The organism is Verrucosispora sp. WMMC514 (assembly GCF_027497295.1).
Classification (GTDB): domain Bacteria; phylum Actinomycetota; class Actinomycetes; order Mycobacteriales; family Micromonosporaceae; genus Micromonospora; species Micromonospora palythoicola.
Map to the genome: position 1 here is coordinate 4,778,269 of NZ_CP114906.1, position 24,868 is coordinate 4,803,136.

Sequence of the window (24,868 nt, forward strand, 5' to 3'; positions counted from 1 at the left end):
CGGGTGGCCGGCGTCAGTTCGCCGTCCAACCCCCGTCGAGCGCGATCGAGGCACCGGTGAGGAAACCCGCCGGCGGCGAGCAGAGGTACGCCAGCAGTTCCGCCACCTCCTCCGGCTCGATCAGCCGCTTGACCGCCGCGCGGGCCAACATGATCTTCTCGATCACCTCGGACTCGGGGATGCCGTGGGCGGTCGACTGGTCGGCGATCTGGCTCTCCACCAGCGCGGTACGCACGTACGCCGGGTTGATGCAGTTGGCCGTCACCCCGTGCGCCGCGCCCTCCAGCGCCACCACCTTCGACAGCCCTTCCAACGCGTGTTTCGCCGAGACGTACGCCGCCTTGTACGGCGAGGCGCGCAGCCCGTGCACCGAGGAGATGTTCACGATCCGGCCCCAGCCACGGGCATACATGTGCGGCAACGCCCGCCGGATCAGCAGGAACGGCGCCTCCACCATCACCCGCTGGATGTACTCGAAACGCTCGACCGGAAAATCCTGGAGCGGCGCCACGTGTTGCAGCCCGGCGTTGTTGACCACGATGTCGACGTCGGCGTCCAGCGCGTCCACCGCCGCCGGATCGGCGAGGTCCACCCCCTCGGCCCGGCCGCCGGCCTCGGCGGCCACCAGCTTGGCCGCCTCGACGTTGCGGTCGACCACCACGACCGTGGCGCCGGCCGCGGCCAGCCGCAGGGCGCAGGCCCGGCCGATGCCACCGCCCCCGCCCGTGACGAGGGCGGTACGACCGGTCAGGTCGACGTTCACGACGTGGGGGACCGCCACGGGTTCTGCCGTCATGGCGCATGAAGTTACGAGCTGTGTGGTCGGGCGCACATGGGATGGCGGCACATACTCCCGCCGTACTGTGTGGTCGTCCGCTACATCTGCGCCGCGGTCGCCACGGCGGTCGCGGTTCCGCGTGGCCGCCCGGTCGTCCCGGTCGCGCCGGGGCGGGGCGTGTCCCGCGACGCGCCGTGGTGGCGGCATCGGTAGGGTGTCGAACACACGTACTGTCCGGCGGCTGGAGGGAGGCGGCGTGCGGGTGCTCGGCGTCGATCCGGGACTGACCCGGTGCGGCGTCGGCGTGGTCGAGGGGGTGCCCGGCCGGCCCTGCACGCTCATCGCCTACTACGTGGTCTACACCGACCCGGCCGACGAGCTGCCCACCCGTCTGCTGCACCTGGACCGTTCGCTGACCGAGCTGGTCGCCGAGCACCGGCCGGACAGCGTGGCCGTGGAGCGGGTGTTCAGTCAGCACAACGTGCGAACGGTGATGGGCACCGCCCAGGCCAGCGGGATAGCGGTGCTGGCCGGGGCGCGCGCCGGGCTGCCGGTGCAGACCTACACCCCGAGCGAGGTGAAGGCCGCGGTGACCGGTTCCGGTCAGGCGGACAAGGCACAGATGACCGCGATGGTCACCCGACTGCTGCGGCTGCCCGAGCCGCCCCGGCCGGCGGACGCCGCGGACGCCCTCGCGCTGGCCATCTGCCACGTGTGGCGTGGCGGCACCCGGTCGAAACTGGCCGCCGCGGCGGACCGGGTCAGACGAGGAGGAGCGAGATGATCGCCAGTGTGCGTGGCGTGGTGACCGGCACCGGCCCGGACCACGCGGTGATCGAGGTCGGCGGCGTGGGCCTGGCCGTGCAGTGCGCCCCCGGCACCCTCGCCGACCTGCGGGTCGGTCAGCCGGCCCGGCTGGCCACCAGCCTCGTCGTCCGGGAGGACTCGCTCACCCTCTACGGCTTCGCCGACGACGACGCCAAGGCGCTGTTCGAGCTGTTGCAGACCGCCAGTGGCGTCGGTCCGCGGCTGGCCCAGGCGGTGCTCGCGGTGCACACCCCCGACGCGGTACGCAAGGCCATCGCCAACGCCGACACGGCGGCGCTGACCCGGGTGCCGGGCATCGGCAAGAAGGGTGCCGAACGGCTGGTGCTGGAGCTGCGCGACCGGATCGGCCCGGTGCCGGTGGGCGCCGACGGCGCGGCCGGGGTGACCGGCGGCGCCTGGCCGGACCAGGTCCGCCAGGCGTTGATCGGGCTCGGCTGGACGGCCGGCCAGGCCGACCAGGCGGTCGCCGCCGTCGCCGAGACCGTCGACGGTCCCACCCCGCCGGTGCCGGTGCTGTTGAAGCAGGCGATCCGGCTGCTGGGTCGGACCCGATGAGCAACGAGAACCTCATCTCGGCGTACGTCAGCGACGCGGAGCTGGACGCGGAGGTCAGCGTCCGGCCGAAGCGCCTGTCCGAGTTCATCGCCCAGGACCGGGTTCGCGACCAGCTCGACCTGCTGCTTCAGGGCGCCATGCGGCGCGGCTCGCCGCCCGACCACATCCTGCTCTCGGGCCCGCCGGGCCTGGGCAAGACCAGCCTCGCCAACATCGTCGCCGCGGAGTTGGGCACCGGCATCCGGGTGACCAGCGGGCCGGCCATCGAACGCTCCGGTGACCTGGCGGCGATCCTGACCAGCCTGGCCGAGGGCGACGTGCTCTTCATCGACGAGATCCACCGGATCGCCAGGCCGGCGGAGGAACTGCTCTACAGCGCGATGGAGGACTTCCGGGTCGACGTGGTGGTCGGCAAGGGGCCCGGGGCCACCGCCATCCCGCTCGACGTGGAGCCGTTCACGCTGGTCGGCGCGACCACCCGGTCGGGTCTGCTCACCGGCCCGATGCGGGACCGGTTCGGCTTCGTGGCGCACCTGGACTTCTACTCGCCGGCCGACCTGGAGACGCTGCTGCATCGCTCGGCCCGCATCCTCGGGGTGCCGATCACCGAGGACGGGGCGGCGGAGATCGCCGGCCGGTCCCGGGGCACGCCCCGGATCGCCAACCGGCTGCTGCGCCGGGTGCGGGACTTCGCCGAGGTACGCGCCGACGGCGTGGTCACCGTCGCGACCGCGCAGGCGGCCCTGACCGTGTACGACGTGGACGCCCTCGGGTTGGACCGGCTCGACCGGGCGGTGCTGACCGCGCTGGTGGACTCGTTCCGGGGTGGTCCGGTCGGCCTGTCGACGCTGGCCGTGGCGGTGGGGGAGCAGCCGGACACGGTCGAGGAGGTCTGTGAGCCGTTCCTGGTGCGGGCCGGGCTGCTGGCGCGTACGCCCCGGGGGCGGGTGGCCACCGAGGCCGCCTGGCACCATCTGGGCCGTACGCCACCGAATGGTACATTTGCCGCAGAAGCTCCTACCGTGCCCGATCTGTTCTCCCTGGACGGCGGCGAGCCGTGATCCGTTCGTGATCTGTGCCGCATTCGGCGTTCCCAGATAGAGCGACTAGACTCGCCGCGGTCTGTACAGGACGTGAAAATCCGCCTCCGTTGCGGCGCCGACGCGCCGTTGCGGCGGCCAATGGGAAGGTCGACAACCGTGCACTACGCAGCAGATGGCGGCGGAGCGGGAGGCTTCACGCCGATCCTCATGATCGCTCTGCTCTTCGGCGTCATGTATTTCATGATGATCCGTCCGCAGCAGAAGCGCCGCCGCGAGGCCGAATCGATGCAGGCCAACCTCTCCGTGGGCGACGAGGTGGTCACCATCGGCGGCCTCTACGGCACGGTCACCGGTGTCGAGGACGACAGCGTCCTGCTGGAGGTCGCTCCCGGAGTGCAGACCCGCTACGCCCGTCCGGCGATCGCCCGGGTGGTCACCCCGGTCGAGCGCCCGGTCGAGTCGCCCGCCGAGGAGTCCGACTCCGTCAAGGACTGACGTCGAGTCCCAACCGGGTTGCCGGTCCACCGGCGGCTCGGACGGGAGGTGCCCGCACGCGTCCCCGAGCGGGTACCATCCCCGATCCGCGCATTGAGACAATTGGATAGCAGGCCGACGTCGGGCGTCGGCGCGCCGGCTCGTACCCGGTCCACGCGTGCGCGTCGACCACCCGGGCGGCGTCAGCCCGGGCGCCGTCAGGTAGGCAGACCGCCGGCCTGGGACTCCGGCCGACCCGCCGCCGCGCCCGCGGCGGCGTGACCACAGGGAGACAGGACAGCCGTGGCACCACCTCAGGGACAGATGCGCCCGGGACGGCAGTTGGCCGTGCTCGGGGCCATCTTCGTCGTCCTCTATCTTTTGGTGTTCTTCTCGGGCGGCGCCAGCGGTGGCTGGAAGGACCGGCTCGAACCCCGCCTCGGTCTTGACCTGGTCGGCGGCACGCGGCTCACGCTGGAGGCCACCAACACCCTCGACGGCCGGGCCCCGACGGCGGAGAACCTGGAGCGGGCCCGCCAGATCATCGAGAGCCGGGTCAACGCGTACGGTGTGGCCGAGGCCGAGGTGGTCACCGAGGGCGACCGCAACATCGTCGTCTCCCTGCCCGGCGAGAACCGCGAACTCAACGAGGTCGGCAGCGCCGCCGAGCTGCGCTTCCGGAAGGTGCTGAAGATCGCCGACGGCAGCGGCTCGATCCCGTCGCCGGCACCGACCGGAAGCCCCTCGGCGACCCCGTCCGGCTCCCCGAGCCCCGAGGCCACCCCGTCCGGTTCCGCGAGCCCCACGCCCGACGCCGAGGCCACCTCGTCGCCGGACGCCGGTGGCCAGGGCGGTGGCGCGCCGACGCCGACGCCGTCGGCGACCCCGTCGCCCACCGCGAGCGAAGAGGTGCCGCAGAGCATCGAGGAGCAGCGCCGGGCCGTCGAGCAGAAGGTCGGCGCCGAGGCGTGGGCCGCGGCGAGCGGGTTGCAGGCGCCGGCCGACCTGAGCGCCGACCCGTCGCTGGCCGAGAAGCTCAAGCCGTTCGGCGAGCTCAGTGGCCGCGAGGTCGCGGTGCTGCCGGCGCAGATGCAGTTCAACGTGCCGACGATCAGCTGCGCCCAACTCGACGAACGGCCCCCGGCGTCCATCTCCGACCCGGAGCAGCAGGTCGTCGCCTGCGAGGGCGGGTACGCCAAGAACCTGCTGGACGTGGCGAAGGTGCTCGGCACCGACGTCTCCGACGCCAACGCGGTGCGCGACCAGACCAGCCAGTGGGTGGTCAGCCTGAACTTCACCAGCTCGGGCCAGGACAAGTGGACCGCGCTGACCCGCGAGGCGTTCAACAACGAGGGCCAGGCGTGCGACGCGTCCGCGCTCGGCGACGAGGGCAAGTGCCGGGTCGCCGTGGTGCTGGACAACAAGATCATCTCGTCGCCGCAGATCCAGGGTGTGCTCACCGGCAACTCCCAGATCACCGGCAACTTCAGCAACGCCGAGGCCAGCGAGCTGGCCGGCTACCTCAGCTACGGCGCCCTGCCGGTCACCTTCGAGGCGCAGGAGCAGCAGAACGTCACCGCGACCCTGGGCGCCAGCCACCTGCGGGCCGGTCTGCTGGCGGCCGGCATCGGCATGCTGCTGGTCATCATCTACTCGTTCTTCTACTACCGGCTGCTCGGCTCGGTGATCTTCCTGAGCCTGGTGCTGTCGGCGTTGCTGCTCTTCGGCGCCCTGGTGGTGCTCGGCCGGCAGATCGGCTTCACGCTCACCCTCGCCGGCATCGCCGGCATCATCGTCTCGCTCGGTGTGGCGGCGGACTCGTTCGTCATCTACTTCGAACGCCTCAAGGACGAGATCCGGGAGGGCCGCAGTCCGCGTAGCGCGGTACCCCGGGCCTGGGTCCGGGCCCGCCGGACGATCATCTCCGCCAACGCGATCACGATCATGTCGGCGCTGGTGCTCTACATCGTCTCGGTCGGCACGGTGAAGGGCTTCGCCTTCGCCCTCGGCCTGGCCACGGTGCTCGACCTGCTCGTGGTCTTCCTCTTCCGGCACCCGATCATGACGATGTTCGCCCGTACCAAGGCGTTCCTGTCCCCACGGGTCAGCGGCCTGGGCCGGGCGTTGCCGGCCCGGTCGTCGGAGCCGGCCCCGTCGTCCCGCAACCAGCGTGTCAAGGAGGCCTGAGATGGCTGAGACTGGTCTGGCAGCCCGCCTCTACCGAGGTGAGGCCGGCCTCAACATCGTCGGCCGGCGCAAGATGTGGTTCACCGTCGCCGCCGTGCTGGTGCTGATCGCGCTCGGCAGCGTCATCTTCCGGGGCTTCAGCCTCGGCATCGAGTTCGCCGGCGGCAACTCCTTCCAGGTGCCGACCAGCGTCGGCACCCTGGAGCAGGTGGAGGACCGGGCGGGCGAGGTGCTGGCCACCGCGGGTGAGGGTGGCCGGGTGGTCACCACCCAGGAGGTCGGCGGTGGCGGTGGCGAGTTCTACGAGCTGCGCACCACCGAACTGGACGCCGAGCAGGCCGAGGCGGTCCGGACCGAGCTGGGTCAGGTGTTCAACATCGACCCGGCGGAGATCGCCAGCAACCGGGTCAGCGAGGCGTGGGGCAGCCAGGTGACCAACCGGGCCCTGCTCGGTCTGGTGATCTTCCTGGCGCTGGTGACGGTCTACCTGGTCCTGCGGTTCGAGTGGCAGATGGCGGTCGGGGCGATCTTCGCCCTGGTGATGAACCTGATCCTCACCGCCGGCCTCTACTCGATCGTCGGCTTCGAGGTCACTCCGTCGACGATCATCGGATTCCTCACCATCCTGGGCTTCGCCCTGTACGACGTGGTGGTGGTCTTCGACAAGGTGCAGGAGAACACCAGAGGCATCACCGCGAACAACAACCAGACCTATGGCGAGGCGGCCAACCTGGCCGTGAACCAGAGCCTGATGCGGTCGATCAACACCTCGGTGGTCGCCCTGCTCCCGGTCGGCGGCATCCTGTTCATCGGTGCCGGCCTGCTCGGTGCCGGCACCCTGAAGGACCTCGGCCTGGTGCTCTTCGTCGGTATGGCGATGGCCTTCCTCACCTCGATCACCCTGGCCACCCCGCTGCTGGTGGTGCTGAAGAACCGCGACCCGCGGATCCAGGCGCACAACAAGCGGGTGCTGGCCCGACGGTCCACGGCCGGCCGGGGCGAAACCCCGGCCAAGGCGGCTGGTACGCCGCGCCCGGTCGAGCGGGACGAGGAGCCGGTCACCGCGGAGACCGGCGCCCTCGCCGGTGCCGCCGCGCCGAAGGTGGGCGCCCGGCCGGCGGGCAAGCGTTCCGGCGGTGCCCGGGGCGGGCGTCCCGGTGGTGGCAACCGTCCGGGCGGCGGAAAGCGACGCTGAGGACGCCCGGGGCGACCCGGTAGGAACAGGTACCGGCGGCGTCCTGCATGCTGTGCGAGCAGTGTGCGGGACGCCGCCGTCGTCGTGTGGAAGGGAAGCGGAACTGCCGTGACGGAGACCCACAGCACCGGGGTACGCGGGGACAGCGGGCCGGAGATGGCCCGACTGGTGGCCAGCCGGGTGCTCGACGTGCCCGACTTCCCCAAGCCCGGCGTCATGTTCAAGGACCTGATGCCGTTGTTCGCCGACGGTGCCGCCTTCCGGGACGTGATCGACGGGATCGTCGCGTACCACGGGCGGGAGTCCTTCGACGCCGTGGTCGGCATCGAGGCGCGGGGCTTCGTGGTCGCCGCCGCGATCGCGTACGCGACGGGGGTCGGGGTGGTGCCGGTGCGTAAGGCCGGCAAGTTGCCCCGGCCGGCGTACGCCGCCTCCTACGAACTGGAGTACGGCGAGGCCACGCTCGAGGTGCACCAGGACGCCTTCACGGCCGGACACCGGGTGCTGGTGGTCGACGACGTGCTCGCCACCGGTGGCACGGCCGCGGCCACGCTGGACCTGGTGGAGCGGGCGGGCGGCACCGTGGCGGGCTGCACCGTGCTGCTGGAGCTGTCGTTCCTCGGCGGGCGCGACCGGCTGGCCCCGCGTCCCGTGCATGCCCTGTTGACCGTTTGAGGCGGCGGCGACCTCGGACGGGCCCGGCACCGACCGCTCCGGTGGAGCGGCACGGCCCTCCGGGTGGGGGTAGCATTGCCCATTGCTGACCGGGCGGTTACCCGTCTGTGCGGCGCTAGACCAGACCGGCCGGCGCACGGTCGGTGTCGTCTCGGCGAGCGGTGAGGAGGCCGGTGTCCCACGAGGTCGTTCCTCCGGTGGAGGGCACGGTGCACCCGACAGGTGACGCGGAGGGCTCGCTGACCGCCCGCAACGGCGCCGCGGCGGCGCCGGACGGCGGGTCGGGGGCGGCGGTGCAGCAGACCGACGAGCCGGTTCGTCCGGCCGCCGACGCCGGCGATTCCTCGGCGGCCGGTGGCTTCGGCCTGTCCCACGCGCCCACCGGGCGGCGGGTCCGGGCACGGCTCGCCCGGTTCAACGCGCCGTGGCAGTCCTCGCAGGTCAGCGAGGTGCTGGAGCCGCTTATCGCGTCACACCGGGAGAATCACCCCAAGGCCGACGCGCGGCTGTTGCAGCGGGCCTTCGACACGGCGGCGCGCTGGCACTCCGGGCAGTACCGCAAGTCCGGCGACCCCTACATCACCCACCCGCTGGCGGTGGCGACCATCCTGGCGAACCTGGGCATGGACACCACCACGCTGGTGGCGGCGCTGCTGCACGACACCATCGAGGACACCGAGTACACCCTCGACCAGATGCGGTCCGACTTCGGTGGTGAGGTCGCCCTGCTGGTCGACGGGGTGACCAAGCTCGACAAGGTCAAGTTGGGCGACGCGGCGAAGGCCGAGACGATCCGCAAGATGGTCGTCGCCATGGCCAAGGATCCGCGGGTTCTGGTGATCAAGTTGGCCGACCGGCTGCACAACATGCGGACGCTGACCTTCCTGCCGCGTCCGAAGCAGGAACAGAAGGCGAAGGAGACGCTGGAGATCCTCGCCCCGCTGGCCCACCGGCTCGGTATGAACACCATCAAGTGGGAGCTGGAGGATCTGGCGTTCGGGACGTTGTTCCCGAAGCGGTTCGAGGAGATCAACCGGCTGATCGGGGAGCACCAGCCGCAGCGGGAGGCGTTGCTGCGGCAGGTGACCCAGAAGGTGCAGACCGACCTGAAGGCCGCCAAGATCAAGGCGGAGACGACCGGTCGACCGAAGCACCTCTACTCGATCTACCAGAAGATGATCGTGCGGGGGCGCGACTTCAACGACATCTACGACCTGGTGGGCGTGCGGATCCTGGTCGACACGGTGCGGGACTGCTACGCCGCGCTGGGGGTGATCCACGCGAACTGGCAGCCGGTGCCCGGCCGGTTCAAGGACTACATCGCCATGCCGAAGTTCAACATGTACCAGTCGCTGCACACCACGGTGATCGGGCCGACCGGCAAGCCGGTGGAGATGCAGATCCGCACGTACGCGATGCACCGCACGGCGGAGTTCGGCATCGCGGCGCACTGGAAGTACAAGGAGCACAAGGGCACCCAGATCGTCGGCCCGCCGGCGCACATCGACGAGATGACCTGGCTGCGGCAGTTGCTGGACTGGCAGCGGGAGGCCGCCGACCCGAGCGAGTTCCTGGACGCGTTGCGGTTCGACCTGTCCAGCCAGGAGGTGTACGTCTTCACCCCGAAGGGCGACGTGATCCCGTTGCCGACGGGGTCGACGCCGGTGGACTTCGCGTACGCGGTGCACACCGAGGTGGGGCACAAGTGCATCGGGGCGCGGGTCAACGGCAAGCTGGTGCCGTTGGAGTCGACGCTGTCCAACGGTGACGTGATCGAGATCTTCACCTCGAAGTCCGACACGGCCGGTCCCACGCAGGACTGGCTCGGCTTCGTCAAGAGCCCGCGGGCCCGGACGAAGATCCGGCAGTACTTCAACAAGGAGCGGCGCGAGGAGGCGATCGAGGAGGGCAAGGACGCGATCGTCAAGGCGATGCGCAAGCAGGGCATGCCGTTGCAGCGGATGCTCACCTCCGACAACCTGATGGCCATCGCCCGGGACCTGCACCTGGCCGACGTGGCGTCGCTGTACGCGGCGGTCGGCGACAGCCAGGTCTCCGCCCAGTCGGTGGTGCAGAAGCTGATGGCCTCCTACGGCGGCGAGGAGGGCGCGGCGGAGGACATCGCCGAGACCGCCGTGGCCACCCGCCCGCCGCGCAGCCGCGCCTCCAGCCACGACCCGGGTGTGGTCGTACGCGGCGTCAGCGACGTGTGGATCAAGCTGGCCCGCTGCTGCACCCCGGTGCCGCCGGACTCGGTCTTCGGTTTCGTGACCCGATCCGGCGGGGTCAGCGTGCACCGCGACGACTGCGCCAACGCGGAGGACCTGCGCGCCCAGGGCGAGCGGGTGGTCGAGGTCAACTGGAAGCTGACCTCCGCCTCGACGTTCCTGGTGGCGATCCAGGTGGAGGCGCTCGATCGGCACAAGCTGCTCGCCGACGTCACCCGGGTGCTCTCCGAGGAGCGGGTCAACATCCTCTCCGCCACCGTCACCACCACCCGCGACCGGGTGGCGGTGAGCCGGTTCAGCTTCGAGATGGCCGACCCCAAACACCTGGGCCACCTACTGGCGGCCGTACGCAAGGTAGACGGCGTCTTCGACGCCTACCGCGTAACCTCCGGCGCCTAACCCATCCCCTCCCACCCCCCACCCACCCGCGTTGATCATGAAGTTGTTGTCACCCGCACGGCTGTCGTGGGTAACAACTTCATGATCAACGGAGGCGGACGGCGTGGGGACAGGGAAGCGCCCGCCGGGACTGCCGGCGGGCGCTTCGTGGGTTGGTGCGGAGGTCAGGCGTCGGTCATGGTGAGGTCGGTGATGACGACCTCCTTCTTGGGGTGACCGCCGCCGGCCTGCTGGGCGAACGCGCCGTCGTCGCCGGCCGCCGCGACGTCCTTGACGATGTCCATGCCACCGGTGATCGTGCCGAGGACGGTGTAGTTCGGGTCGAGCGGCGAGTCGCCGTACACGATGAAGAACTGGCTGCCGCTGCTGGCCGGCTGACCCGAGTTGGCCATCGCGATGACGCCCTCCGGGTACGGCGGTCGCTTGTCGGCCGGCAGGTTCTCCTCCACCATCCGGTAGCTCGGGCCGCCGGTGCCGTCGGTGTCCCGCCAGCCCTCGCCGGTGGCGCTCGGGTCACCGCACTGGAGCACCTTGATGCCCTCGGTCACCAGCCGGTGGCACTTGGTGTTGTCGAAGAAGTTCTGCTCGGCCAGGTGGGTGAAGCTGCCCGCCGTGCACGGCACCGCGGACCTGTCGATCCGGGCGGTGATCGGGCCGAGGTTCGTGGTGATCGTCATGGTCTGGACGCCAACCGTGCTCTGCTGGGTGTCCGGCAGCCCGACGTCCTTGACCTGCGGGGTGCGCTCACCCTCGGGCAACTCGACCCAGTCGCACTGCACCGTGTTCGCGTCCTGGGCCGCGTTGTCGGTGCCGCTGTCGTCGCCGAGCACGTTGCTGACCAGCCAGGCCGTGCCGGCGACCACCAGCAGCAACACCACGCCGGCCCCGACGACCGCCTGCGTCTGGCGGCGCTTACGGGCCCGAGCGGCCCGCTCGGCCATCTCCTTCTCGAGCCGGGCGCGGGCCGCCGCGCGCTGCCGCTCTCTGGTGGACGTCACGCCTCGATCCTCCTGGACTGTATGTGGATGCCGCTGTGGTGGGGTGGTTCCTGGTCGCGCGTGGTCAGCCGGCGCTGGCGCTGGCCTCGGGCGCGCCGGAGGGTTCCGGACTCGGCGTGCCCGAGGGCGCCGGATCGGCGGGCGACGCCGGGTCCAGCACGGGCTCGCCGACGGTCAGGCTCTGGATGACCACGTCGTCGTTCTCCGGCTTGACCTTCTCCCCGGCCCCATTGTCCACCGTCGGCAGGGCACCGATCTTCTCGACGACGTCGAGACCCTCGGTGACCCGGCCGATGATCGGGTACTGCGGTTCCTCGGTCGGGGTGAAGTCCTTGAAGAAGATCAGGAACTGGCTGCCGTTGGCCCCGGGCGGGTTCGAGATCATCGCGACCGTGCCCTTGGGGTACGTCGGTGGCTCGTCCGGGGCCGGGCTCGGCTCCGGCGACGCCTCCGGGGCAGTCGGCACGTTCTCGTTGTAGAACGAGTAGGCCGGGCCGCCCAGACCGGTGCCGCTGGGGTCACCGCAGCGCACCGCGCCGTCGGTGGTGATCTCGTGGCACTTGGTGTTGTCGTAGAACGACTGGCTGGCCAGGTGGGCGATGCTGGCCGCGGCGCACGGGGCGCTGGCGAGATCCAACTCGACGGAGATCGGCGCGCCCTGGTTGGTGACGATCGTCATCGGCCGGGTGCCGGTGACCGGCAGGCCGGTGGTCGGGGGCTCGCCGACATCCTTGAGGTTGGCGTTGCCCTCGGTGTTCTGTGGGGTCCAGAGGCAGACCTCGTCGGCCGCGGTGTCCTCGGTCGGCTCACTGTCGAACGCGCCGAGAGCCCACGCCGAGCCGGCGACGACCAGCACCAGGATCAGGGCGGTGCCGACACCGGCCTGGATGCGTCGGCGACGCCTGGCGGCGGCGGCCCGGCGGGCCAGTTGCCGGTCGAGCTTGGCCCGCGCCAGTTTGCGCTGCCGGTCCCTGCTGGAAGCCACCCGTGCTCCCCTTTCCTCTACCCTGGTCGTCACCCGGTGGTCGTGTACCTGTCGGGCGGCAGGTGTGCCACGCCACACGCCCGCCAGAGTGTACGGGTACCGGCTGGGAAAGTGGTGTACGAGGTCGGTGCCCTTCCGCATCGGGATCCGTCAGTGCCTCGCTCGGGGGGCGGCGGGCCGGGCCGGCCGGACCTCGACGCCGGTAGGCTGCCCGGAGGGGACGACTTGACGGAAAGGGGAGCGGACGTGCTCGTGGCCGGCTTTCCCGCGGACGCCTTCGGCACCAACTGCTACGTGGTCGCCACCGCGCCGGGGGAACAGTGCGTGGTGGTCGATCCCGGCATCGGGGTGATCGACCGGCTCGACGCGCTGCTCGCCGAGCATCGTCTGCACCCGGCCGCGGTGCTGCTCACCCACGGCCACCTGGACCACACCTTCTCCGTGGCGCCGGTGTGCGGGGCGCGCGGGATCACCGCGTACGTGCACCCGGACGACCGGGAGCTGCTGGCCGACCCGGCCAAGGCGCTGTCGATGGATCTCACCCAGCTCTTCGGCGGGCGACTGCCGTACGCCGAGCCCGACGACGTGGCCGAGCTGGCCGACGGTACGACGCTCGCCCTGGCCGGGCTGGAGATCACCGTCGACCACGCGCCCGGCCATACCGGCGGGTCGGTGCTCTTCCGGCTGCCCGGCGCGGGCTCGCGGTGGGAGGCGGAGCAGCTCTGCCTCTCCGGGGACGTGCTCTTCGCCGGGTCGATCGGTCGCACCGACCTGCCGGGTGGCAGCATGCCGACGATGCTCACCAGCCTGCGGGACAAGATCCTCCCGCTGGCCGACGACACCGTCGTGCTGCCCGGCCACGGCCCCGCGACCACCATCGGCCGCGAGCGCGCCACCAACCCGTACCTCGCCGAGGTGGCGGAGTTGGGCGGCGCGCGACCCGCGGCACCCAGCCGCGGCCTGTAACGGCCGCGTCGAGACCGCACCGCGCGGACCGCGCGGCATCGCCAGCAGACCCTGCCGCGCAGCGCGCGGCTGCCGAGGGAGTACGTCATGAGCAAACCCACGCCCATCTCCGGCTTCCCGGAGTGGACGCCCGCCCAGCGGATGATCGAGCAGTACGTCCTGGACCGGATCCGGTCGACCTTCGAGCTGTACGGCTTCGCCCCGCTGGAGACCCGCGCGGTCGAGCCGCTGGACCAGCTGCTGCGCAAGGGGGAGACCTCCAAGGAGGTCTACGTGATCCGCCGGCTGCACGGCGACCCGGAGGGCCCGGCGGGCGACGACGCGCTCGGTCTGCACTTCGACCTGACCGTGCCGTTCGCCCGGTACGTGCTGGAGAACGCCGGCAAGCTGGCCTTCCCGTTCCGCCGCTACCAGATCCAGAAGGTGTGGCGGGGCGAGCGCCCGCAGGAGGGGCGGTACCGGGAGTTCGTCCAGGCCGACATCGACATCGTCGACCGGGACACCCTGGCGCCGCACCACGAGGCGGAGATGCCGCTCGTCGTCGGGGACGCGCTGCGGTCGTTGCCGATCCCACCGGTCCGCATCCAGGTCAACAACCGCAAGATCTGTGAGGGCTTCTACCGGGGCGTCGGCCTGACCGACCCGGAGGCGGCGCTGCGGGCCGTCGACAAGCTCGACAAGATCGGACCGGCCGGGGTGGCGGAGCTGCTGGCGGCCACGGCCGGGGCGAGCGAGGCGCAGGCCAAGGCGTGCCTGGCGCTGGCCGAGATCGCCGCGCCGGACGCCTCGTTCGCCGACGCCGTGCGCGCGCTCGGGGTGAGCCACCCGCTGCTCGACGAGGGGGTCGAGGAACTGGTCCGGGTGATGGAGACCGCCGCCGCGCACTCACCGGGCCTCTGCGTGGCGGACCTGCGGATCGCCCGTGGTCTGGACTACTACACCGGCACCGTCTACGAGACGCAGCTGATCGGGTACGAGCGCTTCGGCTCGATCTGCTCCGGCGGTCGGTACGACAACCTGGCCAGCGCCGGCAACGCCCGCTTCCCCGGGGTGGGTATCTCCATCGGGGTGACCCGCCTGCTGGGGCTGCTGTTCGGCGCGGGCGCGCTGTCGGTGTCCCGGGAGGTGCCGACCTGCGTGCTGGTCGCGGTGACCAACGAGGAGCTGCGGCCGGCCAGTGACTCCGTCGCGGGGGCGTTGCGCTCCCGGGGCATCCCGACCGAGGTGTCGCCGAGCGCGGCGAAGTTCGGCAAGCAGATCCGGTACGCGCAGCGGCGCGGCATCCCGTACGTCTGGTTCCCGGGGGCGGACGGCGCGCCCGACGAGGTCAAGGACATCCGTTCCGGCGAGCAGGTGGCCGCCGCGTCGGGGGAGTGGACGCCGCCTCGTGAGGATCTCAAGCCGCTGGTGAGCTGAGCCGGTGCGGTCGTAACCGCTGAGATCGCTCTCCTGGTCCGGGGTGTCACACGAGGTCGTACTGACCGTGTGACACCCCGGTCTTCGTATGTGTCCGCCCTGTTACGGATTGCCGGTGGGTGAATTCGGGCATACCCAGGTCTTGCTTACGATCTTAAATATGTGAATACTTTCCCTCGCTTGGCCATTTCCCCAGGTGGTCGAGCTGCCCCCGTCCCTGTCGACATGACAGGGCCTCATCCCCCATATCGGGAGGCTGTTACATGCGACCCACGAGGTCAATGCTCCGCCGTGTCGTCACCGTCGCCGCAGCCGGAACCCTGGTCGCCGGCGTGTTGGCCGGCACCCCCGCCCAGGCGGCACCCGGGAGCGTCTCGCCCGACGCGGCGACCGCGCTCGCCGACCGGCTCGGAGACCGCGCCGCCGGTGCCTACGCCGACGCCAGCGGCAAGATGGTCGTCGCCGTCACCGACGTCGCCGCCGCCCGTCAGGCGGCCGCCGCCGGCGCCAAGGTCAAGGTCGTCAAGCGCGGGGCCGCGGAGCTGAACCGCGCCACCGCCGTGCTGGAGCGCTTGGCCAAGATCCCCGGCACCGCCTGGTGGACCGACCCGGTCACCAACCAGGTCGTCATCTCCGTCGACACCACCGTCACCGGCGCCAAGCTGGAGCAGGTGAAGGCCGCCGCCGCGCGCACCAACGGCGCGGTGCGCATCGAGGCCGGGGCCGCTCCGCTGAGCACTTTCATCTCCGGCGGCCAGGCGATCTACGCCGGCGGTGGCGGGCGTTGCTCGCTCGGCTTCAACGTGCGCAGCGGCAGCACCTACTACTTCCTCACCGCCGGGCACTGCACCAACATCTCGTCGAGCTGGTACAGCAACTCGGGCCAGACCTCGCTGCTGGGCACCCGCGCGGGCACCAGCTTCCCGGGCAACGACTACGGCATCGTCCGGCACAACAACTCGGGCAACGCGGCCGGCAACGTCTACCTCTACAACGGCAGCTACCGGGACATCACCGGCGCCGGCAACGCGTACGTCGGTCAGTCGGCGCAGCGCTCCGGCAGCACCACCGGCCTGCGCAGCGGCTCGGTGACCGCGCTCAACGCCACGGTCAACTACGCCGAGGGCTCGGTCTCCGGCCTGATCCGGACCAACATCTGCGCCCAGCCCGGTGACAGCGGCGGTTCGCTGTTCAGCGGCAGCACCGCGCTCGGCCTGACCTCCGGCGGCAGCGGCAACTGCTCCACCGGCGGCACCACCTTCTTCCAGCCGGTCACCGAGGCGCTGAGCCGCTACGGCGTCAGCATCTTCTGACCTTCCTCCGGGAGTACCTCCTCCGCCAGCGGGCCGCCGGATTCCTCCTCCGGCGGCCCGCACCGCTGTCCCGGATCGCCTTCCCTCGATTACTGTCAGCCGATGGTCGTACGACTCCTGGCGCGGTTACGCGCGCCGATCTTCGTGGGCGGGCAGGTGCTGGCCTGGGTGCTGCTCGCCGTGGACGCGCGTCGGGAATGGCACGCCTCCTGGTTCGTCGGGCTCCTGCTGGTGCTCGGTGCGCTCGCCGCGATACCCGCACAGGTCGTCGACCGACCGGAATTCCGGGTGGTCGCCCTGGTCACCCAGACCATCGGCGCCGGCGTCGTCGCGCTGGCGCTGTATGACACACCGGACAAGCGGGCACTGTGGGTTTACGCCCTGGCCGCTGTCGGCGCGGTGGCCCTGCCGTCGAGCCGGCCGACCCGCGAAGCCCGGCCGGCGAACAGGTCGGCGCTCGGTCGGGCCACCGTGATCGGCGTGGCGGCGGCGCTCCTGCTCACCATCGGCGCATCGGCGCCGGCCATGGCGTGGGGCGGTACCCAGCCGGAGGTGATGGTGTGCGTGCGGCCGGAAGCATCAGTCGACGAGCTGACCCGCGACAGCCGCCGCTTCGATCCCGATCACGTGATCGCCGGCTTCGGGTTCGACGGGCCGCACAGTTCGTGCCTGGAGGTGTCGTTCGATCCCGGTGCCACCGTCGGCGACGCCGCCGAGGTCGCCCACCGCTACTCCGTGGACCCGAGAGTCGTGTCCGTGGGCCGGACGCGCTGACGGAGTGCCCGTCCGTCACCGCAGGTGTCGACCGGCCCCTGGTCCGCGCACCCGGGAAACGTCGACGGGTAGGTGCTGACAGAATGCCGGGGAGTAGACGTAGGGCAAGACGAGGGAGACGTACGTCGTGATCCGTACCCATGACGCCGGCAGCCTGCGCGCGACGGACGCCGGCACCACGGTGACGCTCGCCGGGTGGGTGGCCCGCCGGCGCGACCACGGCGGTGTCATCTTCGTCGACCTGCGCGACGGTTCGGGCGTGGTGCAGGTGGTGCTGCGCGAGGAGGACGCGCACGCGCTGCGCAACGAGTACTGCGTGAAGGTCGTCGGTGAGGTCACCCGGCGGCCCGCGGGCAACGAGAACCCGGAGCTGCCCACCGGCGAGATCGAGGTGACGGCGGCCGAGCTGGAGGTGCTTTCCGAGGCCGCGCCGCTGCCGCTGCCGGTGGACGACCAGGTGGTGGCCGGGGACGACGTGCGGCTCAGGTACCGCTACCTCGACCTGCGGCGCGGCGGCCCGGCGCGGGCCATGCGGCTGCGGTCCCGGGCCAACCAGCTGGCCCGCACTGTGCTGCACGAGCGGGACTTCCTGGAGATCGAGACGCCGACGCTGACCCGGTCCACGCCGGAGGGCGCCCGCGACTTCCTGGTGCCGGTGCGCCTGCAGCCGGGCAGTTGGTACGCGCTGCCGCAGTCGCCGCAGCTGTTCAAGCAGCTGCTGATGGTCGGCGGGATGGAGCGGTACTACCAGATCGCCCGCTGCTACCGCGACGAGGACTTCCGGGCCGACCGGCAGCCGGAGTTCACCCAGCTCGACATCGAGATGTCCTTCGTCACCGAGGACGACGTGATCGACCTCGGTGAGGCGATCGTCGCCGCACTCTGGTCGGAGCTGGCCGACCACGAGATTCCCCGGCCCATCCCGCGCATCACCTGGCACGACGCGATGGCGCGGTACGGCTCGGACAAGCCCGACCTGCGCTACGGCGTCGAGCTGACCGAGCTGACCGACTACCTGCGCGGCACCCAGTTCCGGGTCTTCGCCGCCGCCATCGACGCGGGCGGCTACGTCGGCGCGGTGGTCATGCCCGGTGGCGCGTCCCAGACCCGCAAGGAACTGGACGGCTGGCAGGACTGGGCCAAGGCCCGTGGCGCCAAGGGGCTGGCGTACGTGGTGCTCGACGCCGAGACCGGCGAGGCACGGGGGCCGGTGGCGAAGAACCTGTCGGCCGAGCACCTGGCCGGGCTGGCCGACGCGGTCGGTGCCAAGCCGGGCGACGCGATCTTCTTCGCCGCCGGCGCGGAGACGCGTGCGGCACAGGAACTGCTCGGCGCGGCCCGGATCGAGATCGCGCGACGGGCCGGCCTGGTCGACGAGAGCGCCTGGGCGTTCTGCTGGGTGGTCGACGCGCCAATGTTCGAGAGGACGGACGAAGGGGGCTGGACCGCCGTACACCACCCGTTCACCTCGCCCAACGCGGAGTGGATGGACCGGTTCGAGGAGGCACCGGACCGGGCCCTGGCGTACGCGTACGACATCGTCTGCAACGGCAACGAGATCGGCGGCGGTTCGATCCGTATCCACCGCCGCGACGTGCAGCAGCGGGTGTTCGACCTGCTCGGCATCAGTCCCGAGGAGGCGCAGGACAAGTTCGGCTTCCTGCTGGAGGCGTTCAGCTACGGCCCACCGCCGCACGGCGGCATCGCGTTCGGCTGGGACCGGGTCTGCATGCTGCTCGCCGGGGCCGACTCGATCCGCGAGGTGATCGCCTTCCCGAAGACCCGGGGCGGCTTCGACCCGCTGACCGGTGCCCCGACCCCCATCACCGCCCAGCAGCGCACCGAGGCCGGCATCGACGCCAAGCCCAAGCCCCCGCCGCCGCCGTCTCACCAGGGCACCGCCGGCCCCGCCGCCCCCGTAGCCGACCCCACCTGACCCACCCGGCCCCCGGGCTCCCGGCCCCGTTGATCAAGAAGTTTGCGTCATGATCTGGGCGATCTGGTGACGCGAACTTCTTGGTCAACAGGTGCGGGAGCGGGCGGTGGGTGAGGGGGCCACGGTGCGGGTGCTGGTGGTGGGTGGGAGTGGGTTCCTGGGCCGGGAGGTCTGTCGGCGGGGGATTGCCGCCGGGTGGACGGTGGTGGGGACGTGCCACTCCGGTGTGGTCGGGGTGGCGGGAGTCGAGGTGCGTCGGCTGGACGTGACCGACCGGGCCGCGGTGGTCGACCTGGTCACGGCGGTACGCCCGGACGCCGTGGTCGCCACCCCCTACCGGTACGGCGACTGGGCGGTCACCGCCGACGGGGCGGCACACGTGGCGTACGCCGCCGCCCGGGTCGGGGCCCGGCTGGTGTATCTCTCCAGCGACGCCCTGCACGCCGGGCGACCCGAGGCGTACGCCGACGACGACCCGCCCACGCCGATCTTCCCGTACGGGGCGGCGAAGGCGGCGGCGGAAACGGCGGTGCGGGCCGTCGACCCGGGTGCCGTGCTGGTGCGTACCTCGCTGATCCTCGGCGAGGGGAGCAAACAGATCCAGCTCTGCCGGGACGCGCTGGCCGGTCGGGCGACGCTGTTCAGCGACGAGCTGCGCTGCCCGATCGACGTCGGCGACCTCGCCGCCGCCGTGCTGGAACTGGTGGACTCCGACGTCGCCGGCCCGCTCAACGTGGCGGGCCCGGACGCGGTCAGCCGGGCCGAGCTGGGCCTGCTGGTGGCCCGCCGGGAGGGCATCGACCCGGCCGGCCTGAAGACCACCACCGGCGCCGCCGCCGGGGTGGTGCGTCCCACCCAGGTACGCCTGGACTCCACCCGCGCCGCCGGCCTGCTCCGCACCCGGTTGCGCGGCGTCTCGGAGCTGCTCACCTGCTGATGAGTCGCGGACAGCCGGTGCGGCTATCCATGGCACCTATGCACAACACTTGTGCATAGGTAGTGTGCACAGCTAGTGTGCATTCATGAAGGAGCCGTCGACCACCGCCGCGCCGAGCGTCGTGCACATCGACGCACGGCAGATCCGGGCACTCGCCCATCCGCTCCGTGTCCAGCTGCTCGGCGCCCTGCGCATCGGCGGACCGGCGACCGCGACCGACCTGGCCGCCGAACTCGACACCAACACCGGTGCGACCAGCTACCACCTGCGCCACCTGGCCGAGGTCGGGTTGGTCGTCGAGGAGCCGGCGGAGGGCGTCGGGCGCCGGCGTTACTGGCGGGCCGCCCACGACATCAGCTCGTGGCAGCCCACCGACTTCGAGGACGACCCGCCGGCCCGGGACGCGGCGGACTGGGTGCAGCGCAGGCATTTCCAGTTCGTGGCCGAGTTCGCCCAGCGCTGGGTGGGCGTGCAGCACGACCGGCCGCGCGAGTGGCGTCAGGCCGTCGAGTTCAGCGACGCGCTGCTCACCCTCTCGCCCGCCCAGTTGCGCTCGCTCAACGACGAGTTGTCGGCGGTGGTCAAGCGGTACCGTGACGCACCAGCCGGGCCCGACGCGGAGCAGGTCATTCTCTTCGTCGCCGGCTTTCCCCTGGTCCGGGACGCCCGATGAGCACCCTCACCGTCACCCAGATCCGCCGCCGCTTCCTGGTTCTGCACGGTCTGCGCTGGCTGCCGGTCGGTCTGCTGATTCCGGTGTTCATCCTGCTCATGCAGGAGCGCGGGCTGAGTCTCACCCAGATCGGTCTGGCCGTCGCCGCGCAGGGCGTGGTGGTGCTCGCCCTTGAGGTGCCCACCGGCGGCCTCGCCGACGCGCTGGGCCGCAAGCCGGTGCTGGTGGTGGCGAACGTGGTCGGACTCGCCTCGCTGGCGCTCCTGCTGGTCGCCGACTCGTTGGTCCTGCTGGCCACCGTCTGGGCGATGCAGGGCGTGTTCCGTGCCCTGGACAGTGGCCCGCTCGAATCCTGGTACGTCGACTCCACCCTCGCCGTCGACCCGGATGCCGCGTACGAGAAGGGTCTGGGCCAGGCCGGCATGGTCCTCGGCCTGTGCATGGCCGCTGGCGCGCTGCTCAGCGGCGGCTTGGTGGCTCTCGGCCCGGTGGGGCCGGTCAGCGCCCTCACCACGCCGGTCGTGGTGGCGCTCCTGTTGCAGGCGATCGCCCTGACGGGTCTGCTGGCGCTGCTGGTGGAGCAGCGCTCGGCGGTCGGCACGGCTGCCCTGCGATCGTCGTTACGCCAGGCGCCGCGCATGGTTGGTGAGGCCTTCGGTCTGCTGCGTCGCTCCCGGGTGCTGCTTGCGTTGGTGACGGTCGAGCTGTTCTGGGGCTTCGGCATGGTCACCTTCGAGAACCTGTTGCCGGTCCGCCTCGCCGAGGTGGTGGGAGACGCCGACCGGGCCGCCGCGCTGCTCGGCCCGGCCAGCACGGCGGCGTGGCTCGCCTCGGCGGGCGGCGCCGCCGCCACCCCACTGCTGCTCCGCTGGCTCGGCGCCGCGCCCGGTGCCGCCCTGCTACGGGTCGTGCAGGGGATCACGGTCGTCGGCATGGGGCTGCTCGCCGGCCCGGTCGGGGTGCTGGTCGCCTTCGTCGCCTGCTATGCCGTGCACGGCGCGTCGAACCCGTTGCACATGGGGCTCCTGCATCGGCAGGTCGACGGCCCGTACCGGACCAGTGTGATCTCGGTGAACTCCATGATGGCCATGCCGGCTGCCGCCGTCGGCGCGGTGCTGCTCGGCTTCATCGGTGACCGGGCCGGGGTGAGCACCGCGATGCTCGTCGGTGCGGTCGCGTTGGCGGTCGCCGCGCCGCTGTACCTGCCCGCCTGGCGGGCCGCCCGGACGCCCGCCTCGGCCGACGGTCAACCGGGGCGGGACGACGACCCGGCGCGACGGATCGACGGTGCTCCGACCGAGGGTCAGGCGAAGCGGACCGAGGTGAGCGGCAACGTGCCGGTGTAGCCGAGCCGCCGGTAGAGCCGGATCGCCGCCAGGTTGCTCGGGTAGACGCCCAGCGCCACCGTGTCGTACCGCGCCAGCAGGACCCGGGTGATCCCGGCGGTGATCGCCGCACCCAGACCGCGTCCCCGGTGCCGCGGCGCCACCGCCAACCCGGCGAGGAAACCGACCTCGCCCCGGGTGCGGTCGGCGCCGCAGGCAACCAGCCGGTCACCGTCGCGGATGCCGTACCAGTGGCGCACACTCGGATCGCCGGGGCGGGCGGTGCTGGTCGGGAACGCCTCGTCGATCAGCGCCGTCAGGGCCGGGTGGTCCGCCTCGGTCAGCCGGACCACCCGCTCCTCGCCGGGCCGCGCCGGCGGCGCGCCTGTCGTCCAGCGGAAGTCCCAGTCCTCGTGACCGGTCACGGCCGGCCCGAGCGGCGCGGGGTCCGTACGGGGCAGGTGAACCCACCGTCCGGCACCGACCCTTCCCGCCGCGGCCACCGCGCCGACCAGGTCGATCGCCGGCTCCGCGGCGCCGATCACGCCTCCGATCGGCCCGTGTTCGACGGTGAGCAGCCAGCCCACGGCTCCGGCGCGTCGCCAACCACGCGCCGGTGCGTGATCCGGTAGCGAATGCCGGACGAAGGGATGACGGCCCGTCGCGGCCAGGATGGCGTCGCGCCCGTCGAGGGTCTCGTCGGCGACGATCATGTCGCCAGCGTAGGTCGTCATGGTTGGAGATTGGCGAGCGGACCGATCGGGTACATCCCGCGCCGACCTACTGGCAACCCCCACCGGAGGTACGTCATGCTCGCCATCGCCGCAGCCGTCGTCTTCGGCTTCGCCTTGCTGCTCGACCTGCTGGACACCAAACTCGGCGCACCCGACCTGTTCAACTGGAACACCCTGGTCCTGATCGGCCTGCTGCTGCTCTCGCTCTACCTGGCCGGCGTCGGCCGGGGTCCGGGCGGCGGTGGTGGCCGCTGGTACCGGGGCCGCCGCCCGGGCCGCGGCTGACCGGGAACGATCACCCCGGGCTTGGTCGACGGCGCGATTCCGGCGTTGTCGGCCGAGCCCGGTACTGTTCTCGTGATGGAGTCCGACGCCCTGTTCACCCTCGGTGAACCCGCCGCAGCACCCGGTGCGCAGGCGGGTTCCGGTGGCGTCGGCGGGTTCACCCCGGCCGGGCCGGACGCGCCGCTGCCGGTCCGGATGCGTCCGGCCAGTCTGGACGAGCTGATCGGCCAGGAGCACCTGCTCACCCCCGGTGCGCCGCTGCGGCAGTTGGTGGCCGGCAGCGCGCCGATGTCGGTGATCCTCTGGGGGCCGCCGGGCAGCGGCAAGACCACGATCGCCCACCTGGTGGCCGCCGCGACGGACCGGCGCTTCGTCGCCATGTCCGCACTGACCGCCGGCGTCAAGGACGTCCGGGCGGTGATCGACACGGCGCGGCGACAGCGGCGCTCGGGTGGTCCACCGACGGTGCTCTTCATCGACGAGGTCCACCGGTTCAGCAAGACCCAGCAGGACTCGCTGCTCGCCGCGGTGGAGGACCGGACGGTCACGCTGCTCGCCGCCACCACCGAGAACCCGTACTTCTCGGTCATCTCCCCGCTGCTCTCCCGGTGTGTGCTGCTCACCCTGCGACCCCTCGACGACGAGGCGGTACGCGGGCTGCTGCACCGCGCGTTGGTCGACGAGCGCGGGTTGGGTGGCACGCTCACCCTCGCGCCCGAGGCGGAGGAGCACCTGGTCCGGCTGGCCGGCGGCGACGTCCGCAAGGCGCTCACGGCGCTGGAGGCGGCGGCCGCCTCGACGGGCGCGCTGGGCAGGGACCACATCGACCTCGCCACCGCCGAACGCGCGGTGGACACCGCGGCGGTCCGCTACGACCGGGCGGGGGACGCCCACTACGACGTCACCAGCGCCTTCATCAAGAGCATGCGCGGTTCCGACGTGGACGCGGCGCTGCACTGGCTGGCCCGGATGCTCGTCGCCGGGGAGGATGCCAGGTTCATCGCGCGGCGGCTGGTCATCTTCGCCAGCGAGGACGTGGGCATGGCCGACCCGGCGGCGCTCGGGGTGGCGACCGCCGCGGCCCACGCGGTGGAGTACGTCGGCCTGCCCGAGGCGCAGCTCAACCTCGCCCAGGCCGTGATCCACCTGGCCACCGCGCCCAAGTCGAACTCGGCGACCACCGCGATCGGTGCGGCGATCGCCGACGTGCGGTCCGGGCGGGGCGGGCCGGTGCCCCGAGGCCTGCGCGACGCCCACTACTCCGGTGCCCGGGGTCTCGGGCACGGCATCGGTTACCGCTACCCGCACGACGACCAGCGGGGTGTGGTCACCCAGCAGTACGTGCCCGACGACCTGGTCGGCACCGACTACTACCGGCCGAGCCAGCACGGCGCGGAGCGATCGGTGGCCGGCCGGCTACCGTTGCTGCGCCGGATCGTTCGCGGGCTGTCCACCCCCGCCCGCACGGACGAGCCGGCAGGGGGCGGTCGGCCGGACCGGCCGACGTCGGGGGAGGACGACGGCGACCGTGCTACGGCCACGACAGCCCAGGTGGCCGAAGAGGTCGGCGCGAGCGCCGACGGGAGGGGTCAACAGTGAAATCGTCGGACCGGCCGGACGAGGGCCCGGACGCGCGGCGCGGCAAGGGCCGCCGGTGGGGTCGGGGCAGATCCGAGGCCGCCCCGGAGGAGCCGACCGGCGGCGAGGATTTCGGCTGGATCGACGACCTGCGTTCGGCCAAGCAGCAGCGCACCGAGCTGGGCCCTGACGGCGTCGCCGTCGAGCCACCCACCGCCGCGCGCCGTGGGCCGGAGCGCCCCGGCCAGGAGCCGCCCGTACGACCCGCCCCCGCACCGGTCAATCATCCGGGGCCGGACGGACCGGTGCCACCGCCGCCCGGCCGGGGCCCGGCCGAGCCCCCACGAGCGAGTCCGGTCGACGGTCCCTGGCCGGGCAACCCGCCCCCGCGTCCGCCCGTCGGCCCGCCCGCCGCGGGCAGGGAACGACCCCCGGGCCCCCCGCCGTTCGTCCCACCGCCGCCGGCTGCCACCCGTCACGAGCCCGGTGTCGCCAACACCCCGCCGGCCGGTTGGCCACCGCTGCCGGGAGCCGCCGGGCCAGCCACCCGGCGGCCACATCCCGGTGAGCCGGTTCCGGGCGGCGC

General features: G+C 71.9%; 22 protein-coding genes. 18 read left to right on the top strand and 4 right to left on the bottom strand.

Going from position 1 to position 24,868, the window contains the following annotated elements:
* Nucleotides 1-13 precede the first annotated feature (13 nt).
* Nucleotides 14-796 (bottom strand): 3-hydroxybutyrate dehydrogenase, encoded by a 783-nt coding sequence (locus tag O7597_RS22255; protein ID WP_269738821.1) that lies wholly within the window; start codon nt 794-796, stop codon nt 14-16.
* 238 nt (nt 797-1,034) lie between these two features.
* Here O7597_RS22255 and ruvC point away from each other — a divergent pair, with 238 nt between their 5' ends.
* The 8 genes from ruvC (at nt 1,035) to O7597_RS22295 (ending at nt 10,362) form a co-directional block, all read left to right on the top strand.
* On the top strand, nt 1,035-1,562 hold the full coding sequence (gene ruvC, locus O7597_RS22260) for a crossover junction endodeoxyribonuclease RuvC (RefSeq protein WP_269738820.1): 528 nt from the start codon (nt 1,035-1,037) through the stop codon (nt 1,560-1,562).
* On the top strand, nt 1,559-2,161 hold the full coding sequence (gene ruvA / locus O7597_RS22265; RefSeq protein ID WP_269738819.1) for a Holliday junction branch migration protein RuvA: 603 nt from the start codon (nt 1,559-1,561) through the stop codon (nt 2,159-2,161). Before ruvC ends, ruvA begins: the two co-directional genes overlap by 4 nt.
* A complete protein-coding gene (ruvB, locus tag O7597_RS22270) occupies nt 2,158-3,222 on the top strand; it encodes a Holliday junction branch migration DNA helicase RuvB (RefSeq protein ID WP_281580593.1) in 1,065 nt (354 codons plus the stop codon). Before ruvA ends, ruvB begins: the two co-directional genes overlap by 4 nt.
* A 138-nt stretch (nt 3,223-3,360) precedes the next feature.
* Nucleotides 3,361-3,699 (top strand): preprotein translocase subunit YajC, encoded by a 339-nt coding sequence (gene yajC, locus O7597_RS22275; protein WP_269738817.1) that lies wholly within the window; start codon nt 3,361-3,363, stop codon nt 3,697-3,699.
* A 282-nt stretch (nt 3,700-3,981) separates the two neighbouring features.
* Complete coding sequence (gene secD / locus O7597_RS22280) at nt 3,982-5,865, top strand: protein translocase subunit SecD (RefSeq protein WP_269738816.1); 1,884 nt, start codon at nt 3,982-3,984, stop codon at nt 5,863-5,865.
* A 1-nt stretch (nt 5,866) separates the two neighbouring features.
* Nucleotides 5,867-7,060: a protein translocase subunit SecF gene (gene secF / locus O7597_RS22285; protein ID WP_269738815.1), complete on the top strand. Its 1,194-nt coding sequence runs from the start codon at nt 5,867-5,869 to the stop codon at nt 7,058-7,060.
* Between the two features lie 108 nt (nt 7,061-7,168).
* A complete protein-coding gene (locus O7597_RS22290) occupies nt 7,169-7,735 on the top strand; it encodes an adenine phosphoribosyltransferase (protein WP_269738814.1) in 567 nt (188 codons plus the stop codon).
* Between the two features lie 197 nt (nt 7,736-7,932).
* Complete coding sequence (locus O7597_RS22295; protein ID WP_281583297.1) at nt 7,933-10,362, top strand: bifunctional (p)ppGpp synthetase/guanosine-3',5'-bis(diphosphate) 3'-pyrophosphohydrolase; 2,430 nt, start codon at nt 7,933-7,935, stop codon at nt 10,360-10,362.
* Between the two features lie 164 nt (nt 10,363-10,526).
* Here the strand turns inward: O7597_RS22295 and O7597_RS22300 are convergent, their stop codons facing one another.
* Together O7597_RS22300 and O7597_RS22305 are read right to left on the bottom strand one after the other, a co-directional pair.
* Complete coding sequence (locus tag O7597_RS22300; RefSeq protein ID WP_269738813.1) at nt 10,527-11,360, bottom strand: peptidylprolyl isomerase; 834 nt, start codon at nt 11,358-11,360, stop codon at nt 10,527-10,529.
* 64 nt (nt 11,361-11,424) lie between these two features.
* Nucleotides 11,425-12,345, bottom strand: a complete 921-nt coding sequence (locus O7597_RS22305; RefSeq protein ID WP_281580594.1) for a peptidylprolyl isomerase — start codon at nt 12,343-12,345, stop codon at nt 11,425-11,427.
* Between the two features lie 246 nt (nt 12,346-12,591).
* Between O7597_RS22305 and O7597_RS22310 the strand changes: the two genes are divergently transcribed.
* From O7597_RS22310 to O7597_RS22345, 8 genes are all read left to right on the top strand, one after another.
* Entirely contained in the window at nt 12,592-13,311 is a 720-nt protein-coding gene (locus O7597_RS22310) for an MBL fold metallo-hydrolase (protein ID WP_269738811.1), read from the top strand.
* Nucleotides 13,312-13,398: 87 nt separating this feature from the next.
* Nucleotides 13,399-14,727 (top strand): histidine--tRNA ligase, encoded by a 1,329-nt coding sequence (hisS, locus tag O7597_RS22315; protein WP_281580595.1) that lies wholly within the window; start codon nt 13,399-13,401, stop codon nt 14,725-14,727.
* 263 nt (nt 14,728-14,990) lie between these two features.
* Nucleotides 14,991-16,040, top strand: a complete 1,050-nt coding sequence (locus O7597_RS22320; RefSeq protein ID WP_281580596.1) for a S1 family peptidase — start codon at nt 14,991-14,993, stop codon at nt 16,038-16,040.
* Nucleotides 16,041-16,142: 102 nt separating this feature from the next.
* Nucleotides 16,143-16,814 (top strand): hypothetical protein, encoded by a 672-nt coding sequence (locus O7597_RS22325; RefSeq protein ID WP_281580597.1) that lies wholly within the window; start codon nt 16,143-16,145, stop codon nt 16,812-16,814.
* 127 nt (nt 16,815-16,941) lie between these two features.
* Nucleotides 16,942-18,750 (top strand): aspartate--tRNA ligase, encoded by a 1,809-nt coding sequence (aspS, locus tag O7597_RS22330; RefSeq protein WP_281580598.1) that lies wholly within the window; start codon nt 16,942-16,944, stop codon nt 18,748-18,750.
* Between the two features lie 124 nt (nt 18,751-18,874).
* The gene (locus tag O7597_RS22335; protein ID WP_281583298.1) at nt 18,875-19,687 is read left to right on the top strand and encodes a sugar nucleotide-binding protein; all 813 of its coding nucleotides are present in this window, start codon (nt 18,875-18,877) and stop codon (nt 19,685-19,687) included.
* An 85-nt stretch (nt 19,688-19,772) separates the two neighbouring features.
* The gene (locus tag O7597_RS22340) at nt 19,773-20,360 is read left to right on the top strand and encodes a helix-turn-helix domain-containing protein (protein ID WP_269738806.1); all 588 of its coding nucleotides are present in this window, start codon (nt 19,773-19,775) and stop codon (nt 20,358-20,360) included.
* Nucleotides 20,357-21,706, top strand: a complete 1,350-nt coding sequence (locus tag O7597_RS22345) for an MFS transporter (protein WP_281580599.1) — start codon at nt 20,357-20,359, stop codon at nt 21,704-21,706. The genes O7597_RS22340 and O7597_RS22345 overlap by 4 nt, the downstream gene beginning before the upstream one ends.
* Here the strand turns inward: O7597_RS22345 and O7597_RS22350 are convergent.
* Complete coding sequence (locus tag O7597_RS22350; RefSeq protein ID WP_281580600.1) at nt 21,664-22,419, bottom strand: GNAT family N-acetyltransferase; 756 nt, start codon at nt 22,417-22,419, stop codon at nt 21,664-21,666. The two genes, O7597_RS22345 and O7597_RS22350, sit on opposite strands and share 43 nt — an antisense overlap.
* 75 nt (nt 22,420-22,494) lie before the next feature.
* On the opposite strand from O7597_RS22350, the gene O7597_RS22355 reads away from it, so the two are divergent.
* Both O7597_RS22355 and O7597_RS22360 read left to right on the top strand, forming a co-directional pair.
* Entirely contained in the window at nt 22,495-22,704 is a 210-nt protein-coding gene (locus O7597_RS22355) for a hypothetical protein (RefSeq protein ID WP_093404409.1), read from the top strand.
* Nucleotides 22,705-22,779: 75 nt separating this feature from the next.
* Complete coding sequence (locus tag O7597_RS22360; protein WP_269738803.1) at nt 22,780-24,303, top strand: replication-associated recombination protein A; 1,524 nt, start codon at nt 22,780-22,782, stop codon at nt 24,301-24,303.
* Nucleotides 24,304-24,868 lie beyond the last annotated feature (565 nt).

Bases quoted from the DNA above. Each gene is read 5' to 3' on its own strand.
- O7597_RS22255 (WP_269738821.1), bottom strand. From the start codon at position 796: ATGACGGCAGAACCCGTGGCGGTCCCCCACGTCGTGAACGTCGACCTG.
- ruvA (WP_269738819.1), top strand. From the start codon at position 1,559: ATGATCGCCAGTGTGCGTGGCGTGGTGACCGGCACCGGCCCGGACCAC.
- ruvB (WP_281580593.1), top strand. From the start codon at position 2,158: ATGAGCAACGAGAACCTCATCTCGGCGTACGTCAGCGACGCGGAGCTG.
- secF (WP_269738815.1), top strand. From the start codon at position 5,867: ATGGCTGAGACTGGTCTGGCAGCCCGCCTCTACCGAGGTGAGGCCGGC.
- hisS (WP_281580595.1), top strand. From the start codon at position 13,399: ATGAGCAAACCCACGCCCATCTCCGGCTTCCCGGAGTGGACGCCCGCC.
- O7597_RS22320 (WP_281580596.1), top strand. From the start codon at position 14,991: ATGCGACCCACGAGGTCAATGCTCCGCCGTGTCGTCACCGTCGCCGCA.
- O7597_RS22325 (WP_281580597.1), top strand. From the start codon at position 16,143: ATGGTCGTACGACTCCTGGCGCGGTTACGCGCGCCGATCTTCGTGGGC.
- O7597_RS22340 (WP_269738806.1), top strand. From the start codon at position 19,773: ATGAAGGAGCCGTCGACCACCGCCGCGCCGAGCGTCGTGCACATCGAC.
- O7597_RS22345 (WP_281580599.1), top strand. From the start codon at position 20,357: ATGAGCACCCTCACCGTCACCCAGATCCGCCGCCGCTTCCTGGTTCTG.
- O7597_RS22350 (WP_281580600.1), bottom strand. From the start codon at position 22,419: ATGACGACCTACGCTGGCGACATGATCGTCGCCGACGAGACCCTCGAC.
- O7597_RS22355 (WP_093404409.1), top strand. From the start codon at position 22,495: ATGCTCGCCATCGCCGCAGCCGTCGTCTTCGGCTTCGCCTTGCTGCTC.
- O7597_RS22360 (WP_269738803.1), top strand. From the start codon at position 22,780: ATGGAGTCCGACGCCCTGTTCACCCTCGGTGAACCCGCCGCAGCACCC.